The 22638-nt window shown below is 63.4% G+C and carries 20 protein-coding genes; 8 read left to right on the forward strand and 12 right to left on the reverse strand.

Going from position 1 to position 22638, the window contains the following annotated elements:
* Positions 1-11: 11 nt before the first annotated feature.
* Positions 12-1676 carry a bifunctional diguanylate cyclase/phosphodiesterase gene (locus tag HG549_RS25170; RefSeq protein ID WP_170033765.1) on the reverse strand — a complete coding sequence of 555 codons (1665 nt, stop codon included), beginning with the start codon at positions 1674-1676 and terminating at the stop codon, positions 12-14.
* A gap of 297 nt (positions 1677-1973) precedes the next feature.
* Here HG549_RS25170 and rep point away from each other — a divergent pair, with 297 nt between their 5' ends.
* Positions 1974-3983 (forward strand): DNA helicase Rep, encoded by a 2010-nt coding sequence (gene rep / locus HG549_RS25175; protein WP_170033767.1) that lies wholly within the window; start codon positions 1974-1976, stop codon positions 3981-3983.
* Between the two features lie 61 nt (positions 3984-4044).
* Entirely contained in the window at positions 4045-4617 is a 573-nt protein-coding gene (locus HG549_RS25180) for a xanthine phosphoribosyltransferase (RefSeq protein ID WP_009683322.1), read from the forward strand.
* Between the two features lie 110 nt (positions 4618-4727).
* On the opposite strand, the gene HG549_RS25185 is transcribed toward HG549_RS25180, so the two are convergent.
* The 5 genes from HG549_RS25185 to dadA all read right to left on the reverse strand — a co-directional run bounded on the left by HG549_RS25185 (position 4728) and on the right by dadA (position 10558).
* The gene (locus tag HG549_RS25185) at positions 4728-6587 is read right to left on the reverse strand and encodes an acetyl-CoA hydrolase/transferase family protein (protein WP_170033769.1); all 1860 of its coding nucleotides are present in this window, start codon (positions 6585-6587) and stop codon (positions 4728-4730) included.
* 228 nt (positions 6588-6815) lie between these two features.
* Positions 6816-7220: a cytochrome c5 family protein gene (locus tag HG549_RS25190; RefSeq protein ID WP_170034348.1), complete on the reverse strand. Its 405-nt coding sequence runs from the start codon at positions 7218-7220 to the stop codon at positions 6816-6818.
* Positions 7221-7374: 154 nt separating this feature from the next.
* A complete protein-coding gene (locus HG549_RS25195) occupies positions 7375-7923 on the reverse strand; it encodes a cupin domain-containing protein (protein ID WP_013974777.1) in 549 nt (182 codons plus the stop codon).
* Positions 7924-8033: 110 nt separating this feature from the next.
* Positions 8034-9107 carry an alanine racemase gene (alr, locus tag HG549_RS25200; RefSeq protein WP_170033771.1) on the reverse strand — a complete coding sequence of 358 codons (1074 nt, stop codon included), beginning with the start codon at positions 9105-9107 and terminating at the stop codon, positions 8034-8036.
* Positions 9108-9253: 146 nt separating this feature from the next.
* The gene (gene dadA / locus HG549_RS25205; RefSeq protein ID WP_170033773.1) at positions 9254-10558 is read right to left on the reverse strand and encodes a D-amino acid dehydrogenase; all 1305 of its coding nucleotides are present in this window, start codon (positions 10556-10558) and stop codon (positions 9254-9256) included.
* A 156-nt stretch (positions 10559-10714) separates the two neighbouring features.
* On the opposite strand from dadA, the gene dadR reads away from it, so the two are divergent.
* Positions 10715-11203 (forward strand): transcriptional regulator DadR, encoded by a 489-nt coding sequence (gene dadR / locus HG549_RS25210; RefSeq protein WP_003258963.1) that lies wholly within the window; start codon positions 10715-10717, stop codon positions 11201-11203.
* A gap of 2 nt (positions 11204-11205) precedes the next feature.
* Here dadR and HG549_RS25215 read toward each other — a convergent pair whose 3' ends face one another.
* Positions 11206-11559 (reverse strand): YkgJ family cysteine cluster protein, encoded by a 354-nt coding sequence (locus HG549_RS25215; RefSeq protein WP_170033775.1) that lies wholly within the window; start codon positions 11557-11559, stop codon positions 11206-11208.
* A 186-nt stretch (positions 11560-11745) separates the two neighbouring features.
* Here HG549_RS25215 and HG549_RS25220 point away from each other — a divergent pair, with 186 nt between their 5' ends.
* Positions 11746-13038 (forward strand): FAD-binding oxidoreductase, encoded by a 1293-nt coding sequence (locus HG549_RS25220; protein ID WP_170033777.1) that lies wholly within the window; start codon positions 11746-11748, stop codon positions 13036-13038.
* Positions 13039-13180: 142 nt separating this feature from the next.
* On the opposite strand, the gene HG549_RS25225 is transcribed toward HG549_RS25220, so the two are convergent.
* A complete protein-coding gene (locus tag HG549_RS25225; RefSeq protein ID WP_170033779.1) occupies positions 13181-13411 on the reverse strand; it encodes a DUF1127 domain-containing protein in 231 nt (76 codons plus the stop codon).
* A gap of 177 nt (positions 13412-13588) precedes the next feature.
* On the opposite strand from HG549_RS25225, the gene HG549_RS25230 reads away from it, so the two are divergent.
* Both HG549_RS25230 and HG549_RS25235 read left to right on the forward strand, forming a co-directional pair.
* A complete protein-coding gene (locus tag HG549_RS25230; protein WP_170033781.1) occupies positions 13589-15019 on the forward strand; it encodes a PLP-dependent aminotransferase family protein in 1431 nt (476 codons plus the stop codon).
* Positions 15020-15079: 60 nt separating this feature from the next.
* Positions 15080-16633 (forward strand): phospholipase D family protein, encoded by a 1554-nt coding sequence (locus HG549_RS25235; RefSeq protein WP_170033783.1) that lies wholly within the window; start codon positions 15080-15082, stop codon positions 16631-16633.
* A 114-nt stretch (positions 16634-16747) separates the two neighbouring features.
* On the opposite strand, the gene HG549_RS25240 is transcribed toward HG549_RS25235, so the two are convergent.
* Positions 16748-17887, reverse strand: coding sequence for an MFS transporter (locus tag HG549_RS25240; protein ID WP_170033785.1), 1140 nt, complete (start codon positions 17885-17887; stop codon positions 16748-16750).
* A 100-nt stretch (positions 17888-17987) separates the two neighbouring features.
* The gene (locus HG549_RS25245) at positions 17988-19481 is read right to left on the reverse strand and encodes an aldehyde dehydrogenase (protein WP_170033787.1); all 1494 of its coding nucleotides are present in this window, start codon (positions 19479-19481) and stop codon (positions 17988-17990) included.
* Positions 19482-19677: 196 nt separating this feature from the next.
* Between HG549_RS25245 and HG549_RS25250 the strand changes: the two genes are divergently transcribed.
* The gene (locus HG549_RS25250) at positions 19678-20037 is read left to right on the forward strand and encodes a cupin domain-containing protein (RefSeq protein WP_170033789.1); all 360 of its coding nucleotides are present in this window, start codon (positions 19678-19680) and stop codon (positions 20035-20037) included.
* 171 nt (positions 20038-20208) lie between these two features.
* On the opposite strand, the gene rpmG is transcribed toward HG549_RS25250, so the two are convergent.
* Together rpmG and rpmB are read right to left on the reverse strand one after the other, a co-directional pair.
* Complete coding sequence (gene rpmG / locus HG549_RS25255) at positions 20209-20364, reverse strand: 50S ribosomal protein L33 (protein ID WP_003253507.1); 156 nt, start codon at positions 20362-20364, stop codon at positions 20209-20211.
* Positions 20365-20374: 10 nt separating this feature from the next.
* A complete protein-coding gene (rpmB, locus tag HG549_RS25260) occupies positions 20375-20611 on the reverse strand; it encodes a 50S ribosomal protein L28 (protein ID WP_003258972.1) in 237 nt (78 codons plus the stop codon).
* Between the two features lie 361 nt (positions 20612-20972).
* Between rpmB and HG549_RS25265 the strand changes: the two genes are divergently transcribed.
* The gene (locus tag HG549_RS25265; protein ID WP_170033791.1) at positions 20973-22580 is read left to right on the forward strand and encodes an ABC transporter substrate-binding protein; all 1608 of its coding nucleotides are present in this window, start codon (positions 20973-20975) and stop codon (positions 22578-22580) included.
* Positions 22581-22638: the final 58 nt, after the last annotated feature.

Raw genomic sequence — 22638 nt, forward strand, 5'->3', positions numbered from 1 at the left:
CCCCTGCGATGTCACAGGCTAACCAGCTTCGGCTTGCTGTAATCCAGCAAGAACTCCATCAACTCGCCCATCGGCAACGGCTTGCTGACCAGGAAGCCCTGCACCTGGTCACAACCGAACCCGCGCAACAAGGCCAGCTGCTCTTCACTCTCCACTCCCTCGGCCACCACTTCGAGGTTGAGGTTGTGCGCCAGGTTGATCATGGCGTGCACCAGCTTGCGGTTCTCTTCACGCATTTCCATTTCGGCCACAAAACTGCGGTCCACCTTGAGCAAGGTGATCGGCAGGCTGTTGAGGTGCACGAACGAAGAGAACCCGGTACCGAAGTCATCCAGCGAGAAACGCACACCCAGGCGACCCAGGGCATCCATGGTCTGGCGTACCAGCTCGTTGCGGCGCATCACCGCTGTTTCGGTCAGTTCGAATTCCAGCCAGCGGGCATCGACGCCATGCTCGATGATCAGCCGGCTCAAGGTGGCCAGCAACTGGCTGTCCTGGAACTGCCGGAAACTCAGGTTGACCGCCATGTGCAGCGGCTCCAGCCCGCCCTCGCACAGTGCCTGCATGTCACGCAGGGCACGGGAAATGACCCAGTAGCCCAACGGCACGATCAGCCCGCTCTGCTCGGCCAGCGGCACGAATTCGCTGGGCGGCAACAGGCCACGCTCGGCATGCCGCCAGCGCACCAGCGCCTCCAGGCCAACGATGCGCCCATCGGCCAGGTTCAGTCGCGGCTGGTAGTGCAGCTCCAGCTCGTCACGGCGCAGGGCGCGACGCAGTTCGCTCTCCAGGTCGGCAAGGCTGCGGGCATTGCGGTTGATGCGCTCGTTGAACACATGGAAGGTACAGCCCTGGCTACCCTTGGCCTGGCGCATGGCAATGTGCGCGTGCCACATCAGCGGGTCGGCCCCGCCCTGGACCCGCGCATGGGCCAGGCCCAGGCTGCAACCCAGCAGCAGGCTTTCGCCGTCGATCCAGTAGGGCTCGGCCAACGCTTCGACAATGCGCTCGGCAATCCACTCGGCGCGGTTGGCGTCACGGCGGGTGTCGATCAGCAGGGCGAATTCATCACTGCCCAGGCGCGCCAGCTGGTCACCCGCCTCCAGTTGCTGCTTCAGGCGTGCCACCACTTGCAGGATCAGGCGGTCACCGCTCTGGTGACCAAGCGCATCGTTGACGTGACGGAAGTTGTCCAGGTCCAGATGGCCAAGGGCAACGCCGCGACCATCGTTCTCGGCCAGGCGCGCGGCGAGCAAGGCCTGGAAGCCCTGGCGGTTGGCGATACCGGTCAATGGGTCCTGCTCGGCCAGGCGCTGCAAGGTGGCCACCAGCACGCCGCGTTCACGCACATGGCGCAGCGAGCGGCGCAAGCTGTCGGCATTGAGTTGCTCGCGCACCAGCCAATCGCTGACCGCGCTCGGTGGCAGCTCGGGCTCATGCTCGAGCAGCAGGATGGTCGGCAGGTCGCAGCGCCCGGGTGCAGGCTGCAAAGCCGGGGTGGCCAGCACGACAGCCTGGCGGTCATTGCTGAACAGGCTGTCTACCGCCTCCCAGTTGGGAGCAGTCAGCAACACTGCAGCACCGTCCAATGCCTGCACGCAGTCGCGCAGCAATACGGTCCATTCCGGCTCATCAGCCAACAGCAGCAAACGCAGAGGTTCGACAGGCGTGGACAAGCGGGCTCCTTAGGGCTTCACGGTGCAACGGAAGAGTTCGGGTATGCTACTGCACAAATGAGAATGATTTCTAAATTTGTGCGCGCAAAGGCAGGCGTAACATCCCGACGTATTTTGTCGTGCATCCTGCGCGAAACGGACCCAACCGGCAAATACGTTTTTTTCAGTGCCTAGGATTAGCTGCACTAATACTGGAACGGTCACAAAAGTCTGACTCAGACGTCAGACGGTCGCGCCATAACGGCCGCATGCCTGTTAGAATGCGCGGCTATTTTCTGGCGACCCCCGGTTTCTAGCATGTCCCGACTCAATCCCCGGCAGCAGGAAGCCCGTGACTATGTCGGCGGCCCTCTTTTGGTGCTCGCCGGTGCAGGTTCGGGCAAGACCAGCGTGATCACGCGCAAGATTGCCCACCTCATCCAGAACTGCGGCATCCGTGCCCAGTACATCGTGGCGATGACCTTCACCAACAAGGCCGCCCGCGAGATGAAGGAACGGGTCGCCACCCTGCTGCGCCCGGGCGAAGGCCGCGGCCTGACGGTGTGCACCTTCCACAACCTTGGCCTGAACATCATCCGCAAGGAGCACGAGCGCCTGGGTTACAAGCCGGGCTTCTCGATCTTCGACGAGTCCGACATCAAGGCGTTGCTGTCGGACATCATGCAGAAGGAATACTCCGGCGACGACGGCATCGACGAGATCAAGAACATGATCGGTGCCTGGAAGAACGACCTGGTCCTGCCGCCCGAGGCCCTGGAAAAGGCGCGCAACCCGCGCGAGCAGACCGCCGCCATCGTCTACACCCACTACCAGCGCACGCTCAAGGCGTTCAACGCGGTGGACTTCGACGACCTGATCCTGCTGCCGGTCAAGCTGTTCCAGGAGCACCCCGACGTGCTGGAGCGCTGGCAGAACCGCGTGCGCTACCTGCTGGTGGACGAATACCAGGACACCAACGCCAGCCAGTACCTGCTGGTGAAGATGCTGATCGGCATGCGCAACCAGTTCACCGTGGTCGGCGACGACGACCAGTCGATCTATGCCTGGCGTGGTGCCCGGCCGGAAAACCTCATGCTGCTCAAGGAGGACTACCCCTCCCTGAAGGTGGTGATGCTGGAGCAGAACTACCGCTCCACCAGCCGCATCCTGCGCTGCGCCAACGTGCTGATCGCCAACAACCCGCACGCGTTCGAGAAGCAGCTGTGGAGCGAGATGGGCGTAGGCGACGAGATCCGCGTGATCCGCTGCAAGAACGAGGAAGCCGAGGCCGAACGCGTGGCCATGGAAATCCTCACCCTGCACCTGCGCACCAACCGCCCCTACAGCGACTTTGCCATCCTTTACCGGGGCAACTACCAGGCCAAGCTGATCGAACTGAAGCTGCAGCATCACCAGGTGCCGTATCGCCTGTCGGGCGGCAACAGCTTCTTCGGCCGCCAGGAAGTCAAGGACCTGATGGCCTACCTGCGCCTGCTGGTGAACCCGGACGATGACAACGCCTACCTGCGGGTGATCAACGTACCGCGCCGGGAAATCGGCTCCACCACCCTCGAAAAGCTTGGCAACTACGCCACCGAGCGCGGCATCTCGATGTATGCCGCCAGCGAGGAGCTGGGCCTGGGCGAGCACCTGGACGCCCGCTATACCGAGCGTTTGCAGCGCTTCAAGCACTGGCTGGACGGGGTGCGCCACAAGGTTGCCCTGGAAGACCCGATTGCCGCACTGCACGAGATGATCCGCGACATCGACTACGAGAACTGGATCCGCCAGCAGACCGCCAGCGACAAGGCTGCCGAATTCCGCATCAGCAACGTCTGGTTCCTGGTCGAAGCGCTGAAGAACACCCTCGAAAAGGACGAAGAGGGTGACATGACCATCGAGGACGCCATCGGCAAGCTGGTGCTGCGCGACATGCTCGAGCGCCAGCAGGAAGAAGAAGAGAACGCCGAAGGCGTGCAGATGATGACCCTGCATGCTTCCAAGGGCCTGGAGTTCCCCTACGTGTTCATCATGGGCATGGAAGAGGAAATCCTCCCGCACCGTTCCAGCATCGAGGCCGACACCATCGAAGAGGAACGCCGCCTGGCCTACGTGGGCATCACCCGCGCGCGCCAGACCCTGGCCTTCACCTTCGCCGCCAAGCGCAAGCAGTACGGCGAAATCATCGACTGCACACCCAGCCGCTTCCTCGATGAACTGCCGCCGGAAGACCTGGCCTGGGAGGGCCTGGACGATGCGCCGGTCGAGGTCAAGGCGGCACGCGGCAACAACGCCCTGGCCGATATCCGGGCGATGCTCAAACGCTGATCAACCATTACTCTTTACTATTGCCGCGTACAGCGGCCACCTTTGTTTCGAGGTAAACACAGTGGAAGCACTGCACCAGAAGATTCGCGAAGAAGGCATCGTGCTTTCCGATCAGGTTCTCAAAGTCGATGCGTTTCTCAACCACCAGATCGACCCTGCGCTGATGCAGTTGATCGGTGACGAGTTCGCCCGCCTGTTCGCCGACGCCGGCGTGACCAAGATCGTCACCATCGAGGCCTCGGGCATCGCTCCGGCGGTGATGACCGGCCTGAAGCTGGGCGTGCCGGTGATTTTCGCCCGCAAGCACCAGTCGCTGACCCTGACCGAAAACCTGCTGACTGCCTCGGTGTATTCCTTCACCAAGCAGACCGAGAACACCGTGGCCATTTCGCCGCGCCACCTCAACAGCAGCGACCGTGTACTGGTGATCGACGACTTCCTGGCCAACGGCAAGGCGTCGCAGGCACTGATCTCGATCATCAAGCAGGCCGGCGCGACCGTGGCCGGCCTGGGCATCGTCATCGAGAAGTCGTTCCAGGGTGGCCGTGCCGAGCTGGACAGCCAGGGCTACCGCGTCGAATCGCTGGCCCGGGTGAAGTCGCTGGAAGGTGGTGTGGTGACTTTCATCGAATAAGGCCGCTATGCGATCTCTGTGGGAGCGGGTTTACCCGCGAATGCGATTTGGGATGCGCCATCGCATTCGCGGGTAAACCCGCTCCCACACGGGACAGTATGTCCGAGCGTTTATTTTGCAGCCTGTAAGCCCGCCAGCAGCAACCGCTGGTAAAGCTCTTCCTTCAACCCCTGCGGCTGGTCCAGCTGCATCCGCGCAAGGTGCCTCGCATAGCCCTCTGGCCCCGGCGCATCCAGCGCTGCCTTGCCCAGCTCCAGCACCTCGCTCAGCTTGAACTTGCTCTTCAACCAGTTCAGCGCCCGCAGCAAATCCCGCTCTTCCGCCGTAAAGTCCGTGCCCAGCGGGTACTCCGGGAACAGCCGCGCATGCTTCGCCCTGATCGCTTCCAACCGCTGCGGCGTGTTGTCGGTGAAGCGCGAATCCAGCTGGAAATCCCGGGCGAGCTTGCCAGCGTCTTTTGCCTGTTCGATCAGCCCCTGCTGGAACCGTGAATCACACACCGCCAGCAAACGTGCAATTACCTCGCTGTCGGTCTGCCCGCGCAAGTCGGCAATGCCATATTCGGTCACCACGATATCGCGCAGGTGCCGCGGAATGGTGCAGTGGCCATAGGTCCAGAACAGGTTCGAGGTCACCTCGCCGCCCGCCTCGCGCCAGCTGCGCAGCAGCAGGATCGAGCGCCCACCTTCCAGCGCATGCCCTTGGGCGACGAAGTTGTACTGGCCACCCACGCCGCTGAGGACACGACCATCTTCCAACTGGTCGGCCACCCCGGCACCAAGCAGGGTCATGCCGAACACGGTATTGATGAAGCGCGCATCGCGACGCTGGCGGCGCTTGAGTTGCTCCTGCCCATACAGCTCGTTGATGAAGCTGATGCGGGTCATGGCAAACCGCGCCCGCTGTTCCAGCGTCATGTCACGCAGGCGCTGGTAGAAGGCCTGAGGGCCAAGGAAGAAGCCGCCGTGCAGCACGCTGCCCTGCGCATCCGCCGGGCGTCGCAGCAGGCCCGCCTCAGCCAGCACCAGCAGGCCGTTGACGAACATCTCGCTGCAGCCATACAACCCCTGGGCGAAACCACCCAGCCCCCCTTCCCGTTCGATCAGCGCTTGCCATGGGCCAATATCCAGGTCATCGAGCACGGCACGGTAGCCGGCGTTGTCGCCCTGGCGCGCCAGCAGGGCGGCGGCTACCGCATCGCCCATGGCACCGATGCCGATCTGCAACGTGCCGCCGTCCCGTACCAGGCTGCTGGCATGCAGGCCGATGCAATGATCCTGGGTGCTCACCGGCATGTTCGGCGTGGAAAACAGGCGACGCTGCTCGGCTTCATCGAGCAGCAGGTCGAAGGCATCCATGGGCAGCTCGGCGTCGCCGGGCATGTACGGCAGTTCGGCATGCACCTGGCCAAGCATGAGGATGGTTTCGCCAGCGGCACGGCGCCTGGCGACCATCGGCAACAGGTCGAGGGTGATGTCAGGGTTGCACGCCAGGCTCAGGTGCACCGGCCGCTCCGGGGTGGCAGCCACCAGCTGGGCAATCAGGTTCAGGCCCTTGGCGTTGATATCGCGCGCGGCGTGGCTGTAGTTGCTGCTGACGTAGTCCTGCTGGGCAGACTCGCTGTGCAGCAGGCTACCGGGCTGCAGGAAGAACTGCTCGACCCGGATGTTCGGCGGCAGGCTGTCGTTGCGCAGGTCGGCGAGGTAGCTGAGTTCTTCGTAGTCGGCGAACACCCGCTCGACGAAGGGTTCGAGAAAGCGCCGCTGCAGGCCATCGCCCAGTGCTGGACGGCCGAGCGAGAGTGCGGTGTAGATGGTCAGGCGGCGCTCGGGCTGCTCGCGTATACGGGCATACAGGGCATTGACGAAAGCGACCGGCTTACCCAGACCCAGCGGCAGGCCCATGTGGATGTGGGCTGGCAAGCGCGCCAGGACCTGCTCGACAGCCTGATCGATGGAGCAGAGGTGCATCGGGGCCTCCTGAGACATCCATGGGTTCAGGGGTTGGACACGGGCCGGAAGTCATTGGTTGCCTGTGCCGGCCTCTTCGCGGCTGAAGCCGCTCCTGCAAGTACAACGCCAGCCTCAAGGAGCGTGAGGCTCTTGTAGGAGCGGTTTCAGCCGCGAAGAGGCCGGTACAGGCGCGCCAAAAACAAAGCCCGCCAGAATCAGGCGGGCCTTGTGCAATTCAGCGGACTCTTACAGCCCGGACATCTTCTTGATCGCTTCTTTCAGCTCATCATCCGAGCAATCCGCGCAGGTGCCTTTCGGTGGCATGGCGTTGATACCGGTAATGGCCTTGGCCAGGATGCCATCCAGGCCGCCCTGATGGTCGGCACGCTCTTTCCAGGCTGCGGTGTCGCCAATCTTCGGCGCGCCGAGCAGGCCGGAGCCATGGCAGGCATTGCAGTGCTTGGCGATGATCTGATCCGGCGTCTTGGCACCACCGCCACCAGCGGCAGCGGCCACTTCCATGCCCTTGCATTCCTGGCCCTGCACACACACCTGGCCGACCGGCTCCAGGCGCTTGGCGATGTCATCCTTGGTCGCAGCGGTTGCGCTCATTGCCCAGAGGGCGAATACGGCTGCTGGTACGGCCAGCATCTTCTTGATTTGGTTCACGCGAACACCCTCATGGTGGCTAATCACGCTCGCGGCCACGGATCGGCGAGCGCTGAAAAGTATAGCGGGAACCCGGAGGCCGTGAAACGACCCTACACGGGAAAGGGGTATTGCCGAATCAATGCACTGCGCTGGATCAAAAGTTCGAAGGTGTCGCCGCGCTGATCAACCGCGCCGGCCGGTCGAACGGGTTGCGAAAGCGGTGTGGGCGGGTGCTTTCGAAGTAGTAGCTGTCGCCTTCCTCGAGAATGAAGATCTCGTTGCCGACCACCAGCTCCAGGCGGCCTTCCAGCAGGATGCCGGTTTCCTCGCCATCGTGGGTGAGCATTTCGGCACCCGTGTCGGCGCCCGGTGGGTACACCTCGGTGAGGAAGGCGATGGCACGGTTTGGGTGCGACTTGCCGACCAGCTTCATGGTCACCGCACCGTCCGAGATATCGATCAGCTCATGGGCCTTGTAGACGATCTGCGTGGGACTTTCAGGTTCCAGCTCGACCGAGAAGAACTCGACCATGGACATGGGAATGCCGCTCAGCACCTTGCGCAGCGAGCTGATCGAAGGGCTCACGCTGTTCTTCTCGATCATCGAGATGGTGCTGTTGGTCACCCCGGCTCGCTTGGCGAGTTCACGCTGGGACAGGCCCTTGAGCTTGCGGATGGCTTGCAGTCGTTCGCCGACGTCCAAAGCTGGAGCCTCCTGAAACGGTGGAAAAGGGGGGTGGATGTGAACGATATCATGGCAATGCCGTTCAGTATTTACAACACACAGCCCCTCAACCTGTCCGCTTCAGCGTTTCATTCGCCGCAGTAGTCCCGCGGTACCCGCTTCAGATTGCAGAAGATCTGGTAGGGAATGGTGCCAGCCTGGGCAGCCACCTCGCTGGCCAGCACATGCTTGCCCCACAGTTCGACCGGGCTGCCGACAGTCGCTTCCGGTATGTCGGTCAGGTCGATGCTGAGCATGTCCATCGATACACGACCGATCAGTTGCGTGCGCTTGCCGGCGACCAGCACCGGGGTGCCATTCGGCGCCTGGCGTGGGTAGCCATCGGCATAGCCCATGGCGACCACGCCCACACGGGTCGGCCGCGGGCTGACGAACTTGGCGCCATAGCCCACCGGCTCGCCGGCGGGCAGCTCGCGCACGCTGATCACCCGCGACTGCAGGGTCATCACCGGCTGCAGGCGTTCGGCCTCGGCCTGGGTTACCTCGAACGGCGTGGCACCGTACAGCATCAGGCCCGGGCGTACCCAGTCACTGGGTGCCTGCGGCCAACCCAGCACAGCGGGCGAATTGCGCAGGCTGCATTCGGCGGCCAGGCCTTGGCGAGCGGCTTCGAATACGGCGATCTGCTGGGCGGTAGCATCGGCATCCAGCTCGTCGGCGCGGGCAAAGTGGCTCATCAGCACGATGCGCGCGACCTTGCCACTGGCCAGCAGGCGCTGGTAGGCCTCGTGGTAATCCTTGGGGTGCAGGCCAACTCGGTGCATGCCGCTGTCGAGCTTGAGCCAGACAGTGAGCGGCTTGTGCAACTGGGTCTGCTCGATCGCCTCCAGCTGCCACAGCGAGTGCACCACGCACCACAGGTTGTGCTCGGCGATCAGCGCCAGTTCGCTGGCCTCGAAAAAGCCCTCCAGCAACAGCACCGGGGCCTTGATACCGGCGGCGCGCAGCTCCAGCGCCTCTTCGATGCAAGCCACGGCAAAGCCGTCGGCTTCGGCTTCCAGGGCCAGCGCACAGCGCACGGCGCCATGGCCGTAGGCATCGGCCTTGATCACGGCGAGGGCTTTGGCACCGGTCAGTTCACGGGCCAGACGGTAGTTGTGGCGCAGGGCCTGGAGGTCGATCAGGGCGCGGGCGGGACGCATGGCGGCTGCCTTATGGTGGTTCGGGTTGAAATCGGTGTTGGGTTCTTCGCGGGCTCGCCCGCTCCCACAGGTACTGCACAGTTTTCAACATCTGTGGTGTTCCTGTGGGAGCGGGCGAGCCCGCGAAGAGGCCGGTACAGGCGAACTTACTGCTGGTGAGCCGGCGCAGCCTGCCCATGCTTGGCCACTTCCCGGCTGTTGCCATAGCGGAAGATGTCCAGGCCTTCGGCACTGATCTGCGGCTTCTTGCGCGCAATCAGGTCGGCCAGCAGGCGACCGGAGCCACACGCCATGGTCCAGCCCAAGGTACCGTGGCCGGTATTCAGGAACAGGTTGCGGAACGCCGTGGCACCGACGATCGGCGTACCGTCCGGGGTCGCCGGACGCAGGCCGGTCCAGAAGCTGGCCTGGCTCAGGTCACCGCCGCGAGGATAAAGGTCGTTGACGATCATCTCCAGCGTTTCGCGCCGACGCGGGTTCAGCGACAGGTCAAAGCCGGCGATTTCAGCCATGCCACCAACCCGGATACGGTTGTCGAAACGGGTGATCGCGACTTTGTAGGTCTCGTCGAGGATGGTCGACGTCGGGGCCATGTCGGCGTTGGTGATCGGCACGGTCAGCGAGTAGCCCTTCAGCGGATACACCGGAGCCTTGATGCCCAGCGGCTTGAGCATCTGCGGCGAGTAGCTGCCCAGTGCCAGCACGTAGCGGTCGGCGGTTTCCAGCTTGCCGTCGATCCACACACCATTGATACGGTCGCCGGCGAAGTCCAGGCGCTGGATGTCCTGGCCGAAGCGGAACTCCACGCCCAGCTTGGTGGCCATGTCGGCCAGCTTGGTGGTGAACAGCTGGCAGTCACCGGTCTGGTCGTTGGGCAGGCGCAGGGCGCCGGCCAGAATGTCTTTCACGCCAGCCAGGGCCGGCTCGACGCGGGCAATGCCGTCGCGGTCGAGCAGCTCGTAAGGCACGCCGGACTGTTCGAGCACGGCAATGTCCTTGGCTGCGGCATCTACCTGGGCCTGGGTCCGGAACAGCTGGGTAGTGCCCAGGCTGCGGTTTTCGTAGGCGATGCCGGTTTCGGCCCGCAGCTCGTCGAGGCAGTCACGGCTGTACTCGGACAGGCGCACCATGCGCTCCTTGTTCACCGCGTACCGGCTGGCGGTGCAGTTGCGCAACATCTGCGCCATCCACAGGTACTGGTCGACATCGCCGGTGAGCTTGATGGCCAACGGGGCATGGCGCTCCAGCAGCCATTTGATGGCCTTCAGCGGCACGCCCGGTGCAGCCCAGGGCGAGGCATAGCCGGGCGAGATCTGGCCAGCGTTGGCAAAACTGGTTTCCATGGCCACCGCCGGCTGGCGGTCGACCACCGTTACTTCGAAACCTTGCCGGGCCAGGTAGTAGGCACTGGCGGTTCCGATTACACCGCTACCAAGTACCAGAACTCGCATCGTTTTATTCCTCGCACGCGGCGCACCGCAGTCTTTTGTTGAAATGGCATGGATGCGCGCAGTATAGGAATTTGAAGGCAGTGCAATTCACTATATAAAAGCCTATTATTGGCGAGAATTCTCGGCAAGATTGCCTTTCACGGAGGGGCATCCCCTATGCGAACCCAGCACCAGAGCAAGCGTGAGCTGGACAAGATCGACCGCAACATCCTGCGTATCCTGCAGAACGACGGGCGTATTTCCTTCACCGAACTGGGCGAGAAAGTCGGGCTGTCCACTACCCCTTGCACCGAGCGGGTTCGCCGCCTGGAGCGCGAGGGCATCATCATGGGCTACAACGCCCGCCTTAACCCGCAGCACCTCAAGGGCAGCCTGCTGGTGTTCGTGGAAATCAGCCTGGACTACAAGTCGGGGGATACCTTCGAGGAGTTCCGCCGTGCGGTGTTGAAACTGCCACACGTGCTCGAGTGCCACCTGGTTTCGGGCGACTTCGACTACCTGGTGAAGGCGCGCATTTCGGAAATGGCCTCGTACCGCAAACTGCTTGGCGACATCCTGCTGAAGCTGCCGCACGTGCGCGAATCGAAGAGCTACATCGTGATGGAAGAGGTAAAGGAAAGCCTCTGCCTGCCGATTCCGGACTGAGGCTAGACCAGCACCTGGCGCGTGGTGGCGATGAACTGGTGGACCAGCTGCTCGGCGGCAGGGTCGATCATCTGCTCCGGGCCACGGCCCCGCGGGCAGGCCAGGCGCGAGGTGGTGCCGAACAGCCGGCAGATCATCGGCCGCTCTTCGTAGACGGTGCAGCCGTTGGGGCCCAGGTGCACGCAATCCAGGCGTTCCAGGGCAGCGTCCTGCTCGGCCTGCGACTTGCGCGGCAGGCGCGCCATTTCTTCTGCCGACGTGGTGACCGGGCCGCAGCAGTCATGGCAGCCGGGTTCGCACTCGAATGAAGGGATGAGTTCGCGCAGGAAATGGATCTTGTGGCGGTTGCAGGACATGGCTGAATACAACGTAGGGAACCTGGCCGGATTATAGGCGCACCGGCGCCTTGCAGCAGCGGCCTTGTGTCGCGAAAGGGCCGCAGCGCGGCCCCAGCATCCCTGACACGCCAGGCCAGGCGGTTGCCCACCCCAGAGCCCCGGCTTATCCTCCTTCCCTTGCCCACCAGCTTCAGGACCGAGCCAATGATCCACAGCGCGCAGCACGCCGCCTCCTACTACGCCGCCAGCAGCGCGCCACACCCTGATCACTCTTTCCTGCAAGGTGAACACAGCGCCGATGTGTGCATCGTCGGCGGTGGTTATTCGGGCCTGAACACCGCCATCGAGCTGGCTGAGCGCGGCTTCTCGGTCATCCTGCTGGAAGCCCGCAAGCTCGGCTGGGGCGCCAGTGGGCGCAATGGCGGCCAGCTGATCCGCGGCGTCGGTCATGGCCTGGAGCAGTTCGCCCCGGTGATCGGCGAGGAAGGCGTACGCAGCATGAAGCTGATGGGCCTGGAGGCCGTGCAAATCGTCCGCGAGCGGGTCGAAAAGCATGCCATCGCCTGCGACCTGACCTGGGGCTACTGCGACCTGGCCAACAAGCCTGCCGAGCTGCTGGGCTTTGCCGAAGACGCCGAAGAACTGCGCAGCCTGGGCTATGCCCATGAACTGCGCCTGGTCGGCAAGGACGATATCCACAGCGTGGTCGGCGCCGACTGCTATGTGGGCGGGCTGGTCGACATGGGCTCCGGGCACCTGCACCCGCTCAACCTGGCCCTGGGTGAAGCCGCCGTGGCCAGCCGCCTGGGCGTGCAGCTGTTCGAGCAGTCCGAGGTAACCCGCATCGACTACGGCCCAGAGGTACAGGTACATACCGCGCAAGGCCGGGTGCGGGCCAAGACCTTGGTGCTGTGCTGCAATGCCTACCACAACAACCTCAACCGCGAACTGGGCGGCAAGGTGCTGCCGGCGGGCAGCTACATCATCGCCACCGAACCGCTGGGCGAAGAGCGTGCGCGTATGCTGCTGCCGCAGAACATGGCCGTGTGCGACCAGCGTGTAGCACTGGACTACTATCGCCTGTCCGCCGACCAGCGCCTGTTGTTCGGCGGTGCCTGCCATTATTCAGGGCGTGACCCCAAGGATATTGCCGCCTACATGCGGCCGAAGATGCTCAAGGTATTCCCGCAACTGGCTGATGTCCGCATCGACTATCAGTGGGGCGGCATGATCGGCATCGGCGCCAACCGCCTGCCACAGGTCGGCCGCCTGGCCAGCCAGCCGAATGTCTATTACGCCCAGGCCTACTCCGGCCATGGGCTGAATGCCACGCACCTGGCCGCGCGCCTGTTGGGCGAGGCCATCAGCGGCCAGGAGAGCGGGCGTTTCGACCTGTTCGCCAAGGTGCCGCACATCACCTTCCCGGGCGGCCAACACCTGCGCTCGCCACTGCTGGCGTTGGGGATGCTGTGGCATCGCCTGAAAGAGCTGATCTGAAGCGTAACAGCGGCCTTGTGTCGCGAAAGGGCCGCATAGCGGCCCAGCAATACCTGCGGTGACACTGGAGGCTTGGGGGCGCTACGCACCCCTTTCGCGACACAAGGCCGCTCCTACACAGACCGAGCGGCACCTGCCGTGACTAGTCTTTCCAGAAGGGTTTGCGCCCTTCTGTACGCGCCTGTTCCCAGCTCAGCCCGACGTCGCGCAACTCATCGTCAGTCAGCTGCAGCAACGCCCTGCGGGTATGCCAGCGATGCAGCATCAGCCCCCAACGCCCCAACCCTTGCGGCGCGTTGAACACCTTGGCCTGCTGCCCGGCTTCCAGTTCCTTGGCCAACAGTTGCAAGCGCACATCGCTCATGCCACCCATCGCTGCGTTCTCCGTTCGATTGATACCGTGGAGAAAGCATGCGCGCTGCAAGCACCGGCAATACAGATCCAATACAGCCTTATTATTCCCATACAGAATTGGCCGCTGACTGACTGAATGCTGTATTTTCAACGCAACTGTACCGGTCGCTATGCCAATGCAGCTCAGGAGTATGCCGTGACCCTCTACCTGAACCTCGCCGAACTGCTCGGCGCCCGTATCGAGCAGGGCCTCTACCGCCCCGGCCAGCGCCTGCCGTCGGTGCGCGCCCTGAGCGTGGAGCACGGGGTCAGCCTGAGCACCGTGCAGCAGGCCTATCGCATGCTGGAAGACAGCGGCATGGTCTCGCCGCGACCCAAGTCCGGCTACTTCGTCAGCACCCTCCGCCAGCTGCCTGCCCTTCCCGCCGTCAGCCGCCCGGCCCAGCGTCCGGTGGACATTTCACAGTGGGAACAGGTGCTGGAACTGGTGCGCAGCACGCCGCGCCAGGATGTTGTCCAGCTCGGCCGCGGCATGCCCGACATCGACAGCCCCACCCTCAAGCCACTGCTGCGCAGCCTCGCCCAACTGAGCAGAAGGCAGGACATGCCTGGCCTGTACTACGACAACATTCACGGCAACCTGGCCCTGCGCGAGCAAGTGGCGCGGCTGACGCTCGACTCTGGCTGCCGCCTGAGCCCGGCCGACCTGGTGGTGACCACGGGTTGCCATGAAGCGCTGTCGTGCAGCATCCGCGCGGTATGTGAACCCGGCGACATCGTCGCAGTCGACTCGCCGAGCTTCCATGGGGCCATGCAGACCCTCAAGGGCCTGGGCATGAAAGCCCTGGAAATCCCGACCGACCCAGTCACCGGCATCAGCCTGGAGGCGCTGGAGCTGGCCCTGGAACAATGGCCGATCAAGCTCATCCAGATCACCCCCAACTGCAACAACCCGCTCGGCTACATCATGCCCGAGGCGCGCAAGAAGGCCTTGCTGAGCCTGGCCCAGCGCTACGACGTGGCCATTCTCGAAGACGATGTGTACGGTGACCTGGCCTACACCTACCCGCGCCCGCGCACCCTCAAGTCTTTCGACGACGATGGCCGCGTGCTGCTGTGCAGCTCGTTCTCCAAGACCCTCGCCCCCGGCCTGCGGATAGGCTGGGTGGCGCCCGGGCGTTACCTGGAACGCGTGCTGCACATGAAATATATCAGCACCGGCAGCACCGCCAGCCAACCGCAGCTGGCCATTGCCGACTTCATCGCCGCCGGGCACTACCAACCCCATGTGCGGCGCATGCGCAGCCAGTACCAGCGCAGCCGCGACCTGATGAGCGACTGGGTGACCCGCTACTTCCCGCCGGGCACGCGGGTCAGCCGGCCGCAGGGTGGTTTCATGCTGTGGGTGGAATTACCTGAACATTTCGATACGCTGCGGCTAAACCGCGCTTTACTGGAGCAAGGCGTGCAGGTTGCCTTAGGCAGCATCTTTTCGGCCTCGGGCAAATTCCGCCACTGCCTGCGCATGAACTTCGCCGCGCGGCCGACAGCGCAGATCGAAGCTGCAGTGCGCAAGGTCGGTGAAACCGCCCTTCGTCTACTGGATGAAGAAAACGCGGGCGCGTAACTTTGCGCCGCCCGCTACGGTCCAACCCTTCAAGCCTTCGTTGCACAGGACGATTCACCCTTGAGACTCCAGCGAGCCCTGCCTCTGCTGCTGGTGCTACTGCTCGGCCTTGCCGGCTGCGCCAGCGTCGGCACGCCCCGCGAAACCAGCCAGGCGCTGCCGGCCAACGACTCGGCGTTCGGCCGCTCGGTGCTGCGCCAAGCTGCACCGTACAGCGGCCGCTCCGGCTTTCGCCTGCTGCCCAACAGCAACGAGGCGTTCCGCGCCCGCGCCGAACTGATCCGCAACGCCCAGACCAGCATCGACCTGCAGTACTACATCGTCCACGACGGCCTCAGCACCCGCGCCCTGGTGCATGAGCTGCTGCGTGCTGCCGACCGTGGCGTACGCATACGCATCCTGCTCGACGACACCACCAGCGATGGCCTGGACGTGATCATGGGCACCCTCGATGCCCACCCGAACATCCACATCCGCGTGTTCAACCCATTGCACCTGGGCCGCAGCACTGGTGTAACGCGCGCCGTAGGCCGCCTGTTCAACCTGTCGCGTCAGCACCGGCGCATGCACAACAAGCTGTTCCTGGTGGATAACAGCATGGCCATCGTCGGCGGGCGCAACCTGGGCGACGAGTATTTCGATGCCGAGCCCAACCTCAATTTCACCGACATCGACCTGCTGGGGGTAGGCCCGATCGCCGAGCAGTTGGGGCACAGTTTCGACCAGTACTGGAACAGCGCTCTCAGCCGGCCGATCACCGACTTCCTCTGGCACGATCCGGATGCCAGCGACCTGAGTGCCAGCCGCCACCGCCTGGAAGTGTCGTTGGCCGAAGCCAGGACCCAACGTAAAGCCCTGTACGACCGCTTGATGGCCTACCAAGCACAACCGCGCCTGGACGTGTGGCGCAACGAACTGATCTGGGCCCACGCCCAGGCGCTGTGGGATGCACCAAGCAAGGTGCTGGCTGATGACGAACCGGACCCGCAACTGCTGCTGAGCCAGCAGCTCGCGCCGGACCTGGCCAACGTGCATCGCGAACTTATCCTGATGTCGGCGTATTTCGTGCCGCGCGAGCCTGGCCTGCTGTACCTGACCGGCCGTGCCGACGCCGGCACGTCGGTGAAGCTGCTGACCAACTCGCTGGAGGCCACCGACGTGCCGGCGGTGCACGGCGGCTATGCGCCCTACCGCCGGGCCTTGCTTGAGCACGGCGTGCAGCTTTACGAGCTGCGTCGGCAACCCGGTGACCCCAGCGCCGGGCGCTTGAGTTACCACGGCAGCTCGGATTCGAGCCTGCATACCAAGGCGATCGTGTTCGACCGGCGCAAGACCTTCATCGGCTCGTTCAACTTCGACCCACGTTCGGTGCTGTGGAATACCGAGGTCGGCGTGTTGGTGGACAGCCCGGAACTGGCCGAGTACACCCGCGAGCTGGCCCAGCAGGGTATGGCGCCCGCATTGAGCTACCAGGTGAAGCTGGTGGGCGACAAACTGGTGTGGGCGACCGAGGACAATGGCCAGCGGCACATGCTGACCTCCGAGCCGGGCGGCATATGGCGGCGGTTCAATGCCTGGATCAGCAAGGCGGTCGGGCTGGAAAAGATGCTGTAACCGGATTTGGAGCTGCTTTGCAGCCCATCGCGAGGCAAGCCCGCTCCTACCGGGGATATCGCCTGTATGAGCGGCCTTGCGTCGCGATGGGCCGCAAAGCGGCCCCAGGTTCTATCAAGCCGATGCAGGCTCGAAAGCCCCACGCCGCCGGGTCAACACCACCAACCCCGCAGCCCCCAGCGCCATCAGCAACGGCAGCGCGTGCCCACTGAGCCACTGGCTTCCCGCCCCTGCCAGCAATGGCCCGAGCAGGCAGCCAATGCCCCACAGTTGTGCCACATGGGCATTGGCCCGGACCAGCTCATCATCGCGGTAGCGCTCGCCGATCAACACCAGCGACAAGGTGAACAAGCCCCCGGCGCTGGCCCCGAACAACACCCACAGCGGCCAGATCAGCGGCGTGTGCAGCGATAGCGGAATGACCAGGCTGGACACCAGCAAGGTCACCGCACAACCGGTGAACAGGGCACGTCGCGACATACGGTCAGCCAGCGCGCCAATGGGCAGTTGCAACACCGCATCGCCCACCACCACGGTACTGACCATGAACAGGGCCGTTTCGGTACTGAAACCCTGCTGCAGGCAGTACACCGGGAGTAACGTCAGGATCATTGCCTCGAACGAGGCGAACAGGGCGATGGCCCAGGCAATCACCGGCAAACGCCGGCAGAAGGCGAACAGGTCGCTGAAGGTGACAGTGCAGGCTTCGGTGCTCGGTGCGCCGCCACGCCCCAGGAGAATCAGCGGTGCCACCAGTAGCAAGGCGGTAGCGGCCCAGAAGCCAAAGTCATCATCGGAGCCGAGAAAGCCCAGCACCAACGGCCCGGCCAGCTGGCTGAGGGCATAGCTGCTGCCATACAGCGCCACCAGGCGGCCTCGCCACTGCTCGACCACCAACTGGTTGATCCAGCTCTCGCCGAGGATGAACACCACGGTCAGCGACATACCGATCAGCAGGCGCAAGAACAGCCACAGCGGATAACTGGGCAGCAAGGCGACCAGGCCGATCGACAGCGCCCCGCCCCACAGGCAAAGGCGCATGGCTGAAGGGACGCCGACCCAGCCAGCCAGGCGGCTGGCCAGACTGGCGCCGACCAGTACACCCAGCGCCGGCATCGCGGCCATCACGCCAATGGCGAAGCTGCCATAGCCCCACGCCTCCAGGCGCAAGGATACCAGCGGCATGCTCACGCCGAGCGCCAGCCCGACGCTGAGCACCGATGCCAGTACGGCGAAGTAGCTCCCCCAACGCATTGCAGCCTCCCAGGCAGAAATTCGAACAGCAGAAACGACGAAGCCGGGCAGCGTTAGCCTACCCGGCTATCGTTGGGGCTGCCGTGCAGCCCCCCTGGGATTACAGCTTGATCCAGGTCGCCTTCAGCTCGGTGTACTTCTCCAGCGCGTGCAGCGACTTGTCACGGCCGTTACCCGACTGCTTGAAGCCACCGAACGGCGCAGTCATGTCGCCGCCATCGTACTGGTTGACCCAGACGCTGCCAGCGCGTACGGCACGAGCGGTCTTGTGCGCCTTGGAGATATCCGACGTCCAGATGCCCGCCGCCAGGCCATACGGCGTGTCGTTGGCAATGGCCACGGCCTCTTCGGCGGTGTCGAAGGCGATTACCGAGAGTACCGGGCCGAAGATCTCTTCCTGGGCGATCTTCATCGCGTTGGTCACGCCGTCGAAGATGGTCGGCTCGACGTAGGTGCCGCCGGTCTCTTCCAGGGTGCGCTTGCCGCCAGCCAGCAGCTTGGCGCCATCCTTGTGGCCGGCCTCGATATACGACAGCACGGTGTTCATCTGCTGGGTATCGACCAGGGCACCGACGGTAGTCTGTGGGTCCAGCGGGTTACCTGGCTTCCAACCTTTCAGGGCCTCGACCACCATGGGCAGGAATTTGTCCTTGATCGAGCGCTCGACCAGCAGACGCGAACCTGCGGTGCACACTTCCCCCTGGTTGAAGGCGATGGCGCTGGCAGCGGCCTCGGCTGCTGCCTGCAGGTCCGGGGCATCGGCGAAGACGATGTTCGGGCTCTTGCCGCCCGCTTCCAGCCAGATGCGCTTCATGTTCGATTCGCCAGCATAGACCATCAGCTGCTTGGCGATCTTGGTCGAGCCGGTGAACACCAGGGTATCGACATCCATGTGCAGGGCCAGGGCCTTGCCCACGGTGTGACCGTAACCTGGCAGCACGTTCAGTACGCCTGCTGGGATACCGGCTTCGATGGCCAGCTGGGCAATGCGAATGGCCGTCAGCGGCGATTTTTCGGACGGCTTGAGCACCACCGAATTACCGGTGGCCAGGGCCGGGCCGAGTTTCCAGCAGGCCATCAGCAGCGGGAAGTTCCACGGTACGATGGCAGCGACCACACCCACTGGTTCGCGAGTGACCAGGCCAAGCTGGTCATGCGGGGTGGGGGCGACTTCGTCGTAGACCTTGTCGATCGCTTCGGCGGTCCAGTGGATGGCATTGGCAGCGCCCGGGATGTCGATGCTGGAGGAATCGCCGATCGGCTTGCCCATGTCCAGGGTTTCCAGCAGTGCCAGCTCTTCGACATGCTTGCGCAGAAGGTCGGCGAAGCGGATCAGCTTGGCCTTGCGCTTGGCCGGGGCCAGTTGCGACCACACGCCAGCGTTGAAGGTGGCACGGGCGTTTTCCACGGCACGGTTGGCATCGGCCAGGTCGCAGCTGGCAACCTTGGCCAGGAAGCGTCCGTCGACCGGGCTCAGGCACTCGAAGGTTTCACCGGATGCGGCATCGGTGTATTCGCCGTTGATGAAGGCACGGCCTTCGATCTTCAGTTGCTGGGCACGTTGTTCCCAGTCAGCACGAGTCAGGGTGGTCATACGAAACTCCTCCTCTTGTTTAGGTGCAACGCCGCACTGAGGATTCACAGGCGTTGTCAGAATTTGGGCCGGTCGGCAAAGGCACTCTGGCTACCGACACCCTAAACCAGGCCGTGTAAACTATCAATATATTTGACACAAAAGGCTGAAAAGCCTAGTGATGTGCATTTTATTAAACAACAACAGGTACCGCAGCATGAGCATTGATAGCATCATCGACTTCGCACAGGTGATCACCGAGGCAGAACGCTACCGCCCGGCGGCGGAAAAAATCCTCAAGGGCGAACCCGACCAGGCCGTCTATAACCATTATTCCAGCCCCTGCGGGCAATTCGCCGCTGGCGTGTGGGAGGGTGAAGTGGGGCAGTGGACGGTGAACTACACCGAGCATGAATACTGCGAGATCGTTCAGGGCGTGTCGGTGCTGCGCGACCAGGACGGTGGCGCCAAGACCCTGCGTACGGGCGACCGGTTTGTCATCCCGGCCGGCTTCAAGGGCACTTGGGAGGTGCTGGAGCCTTGCCGCAAGATCTATGTGATGTTCGAGCAGAAATGATCTGAGGCTGTGCCGGCCTCTTCGCGGGCTTGCCCGCTCCCACAGGTACATCACGGCCCCTGAGAGTAGTGAAATCCCTGTGGGAGCGGGCAAGCCGGCGAAGAGGCCCTGACAGGCATAAAAAAACCCGCGTCCTTTCGGAGGCGGGTTTTTTTTCAGGTCGCCGATCAATTACTTGATCTTGGCTTCCTTGTACACCACGTGCTTGCGAACAACCGGATCGTATTTCTTGATCTCGATTTTGTCCGGAGTGGTGCGCTTGTTCTTGTCGGTGGTGTAGAAGTGGCCAGTGCCAGCACTCGAAACCAGACGGATCAATTCACGCATGACGTTCTCCTTAGAACTTTTCGCCGCGAGCGCGCAGCTCGGCCAGCACTACGTCGATACCACGCTTGTCAATGACGCGCATGCCTTTGGCGGATACGCGCAGACGCACGAAACGCTTCTCGGATTCAACCCAGAAACGGTGGTGCTGCAGGTTCGGCAGGAAACGACGACGGGTTTTGTTGTTTGCGTGGGAAATGTTGTTCCCGGTTACTGGACCCTTACCAGTAACTTGACAGACTCTCGACATGACTCAGCCCTCTAAAACCACATGCCCAACCCGGCATGGGTTGGCCGCTTAATCTCTCAGTCTTTGGCGCCTGGGCGCCGTGATTCTGGAGGTCTTACCGACCGGATACGCTGACGCGACAGGCCGAGCCCCTAGAAAAGAGCGCTGCTTTATACCAGAAAGACTTGGCCACAACAACAGAAGATACATTTCCGGCGCCGGCCAAGCGCGCCGGGCCAGCATAGCGGCAGGCCCCGCCAGCCGTCGACCGCTCGTCGCCAGTTTTGTAAAAAAGGGTGTGGTCATTTCCCGACAGGCGCACTAGGGTAGGCCTTTTCCAGACTGCACTGGCAGATGGGCCACTGACAGCCAAGGAGCCACCATGCGTGCCGCCGCCCTTTCCTTATTGTTCAACTCCGTGTTCGCCGCCGGTGCCCTGTTCGCCGCCGGCGCTGCCCAGGCTGCCCCGCTGAGCGTCTGCAGCGAGGCCAGCCCCGAAGGCTTCGACGTGGTGCAGTACAACTCGCTGACCACCACCAACGCCACCGCCGACGTGCTGATGAACCGGCTGGTGGAGTTCGATGCGCAGCAAGGCAAGGTGGTGCCGAGCCTGGCGGCCAGTTGGACGGTATCGGCCGACGGCCTGGTCTATGACTTCAGCCTGCGCGATGACGTGAAATTCCACACTACCGCCTACTTCAAGCCCAGCCGCGCACTGAATGCCGACGATGTGCTGTTCAGCTTCCAGCGCATGCTCTACCCCGCCCATGCCTGGCACAAGACCGCACCGGGTGGTTACCCGCATGCCCAGTCGTTGCAGCTGGGCAGCCTGATCAAGGCGATCGAGGCGCCGACGCCAAACACCGTGCGCTTCACCCTCAACCACCCGGACGCCACGTTCCTGGCCACCTTGAGCATGGGCTTCGCCTCGATCTACTCCGCCGAATATGCCGACAAGCTGCTCAAGGCCGGCACCCCGGAGAAGCTCAACAGCCAGCCGGTCGGCACCGGGCCGTTCGTGTTCCAGCGCTTCCAGAAGGACGCCATGGTGCGCTACCGCGCCAACCCGGACTATTTTGCCGGCAAGCCGGCGGTCGACCCGCTGATCTTCGCCATCACCACCGACGCCAATGTGCGCCTGCAGAAACTCAAGCGCGGTGAGTGCCAGGTGGCCTTGTCGCCCAAGCCACTGGACATTGCCGAAGCAGGCAAGGATGGCAACCTCAAGGTGGCCACCACCCCGGCCTTCATGACGGCCTTTGTCGCCATCAACAGCCAGCACCGGCCGCTGGACAAGCCGGAGGTACGCCAGGCCATCAATCTGGCTTTCGACAAGCAGGCCTACCTGAAGGCGGTGTTCGAGGACTCCGCAGTGGCCGCCAATGGCCCCTACCCGCCCAACACCTGGAGCTACGCCAAGGACCTGCCCGGCTATACGCTGGACCTGAAGAAAGCCAAGGCGCTGCTGAACAAGGCTGGCCTGGACGAAGGCTTCAACACCACCATCTGGACCCGCCCGTCGGGCAGCCTGCTCAACCCCAACCCCAGCCTGGGCGCGCAGATGCTGCAGGCAGACCTGGCCAAGGTTGGCATCAAGGCAGAAATCCGCGTGATCGAATGGGGCGAGCTGATCCGCCGCGCCAAGGCCGGCGAGCATGACTTGCTGTTCATGGGCTGGGCAGGTGACAACGGCGACCCGGACAACTTCCTCAGCCCGCAGTTTTCCTGCGCGGCGGTGCAATCGGGGACCAACTTCGCCCGCTTCTGCGACAGCCGCCTGGACCAGCTGATCAGCGCCGGGCGCACCACCAATGACCAGAGCGTGCGCAGCCGGCTGTACCAGCAGGCGCAGACGTTGATCCAGCAACAGGCGCTGTGGGTGCCATTGGCGCACCCGACGGCGGCGACCTTGCTGCGCCGGGACGTCGAGGGGTATCAGGTGAGCCCGTTCGGGCGGGTGGATTTCAGCAAGGTCTCAGTGACCAGGTAAACCTGCACCGGCCTTTTCGCGGGCTCGCCCGCTCCCACAGTGACAGCACAACATTCAA

The organism is Pseudomonas sp. SK (genome assembly GCF_012975065.1).
GTDB lineage: Bacteria > Pseudomonadota > Gammaproteobacteria > Pseudomonadales > Pseudomonadaceae > Aquipseudomonas > Aquipseudomonas anuradhapurensis.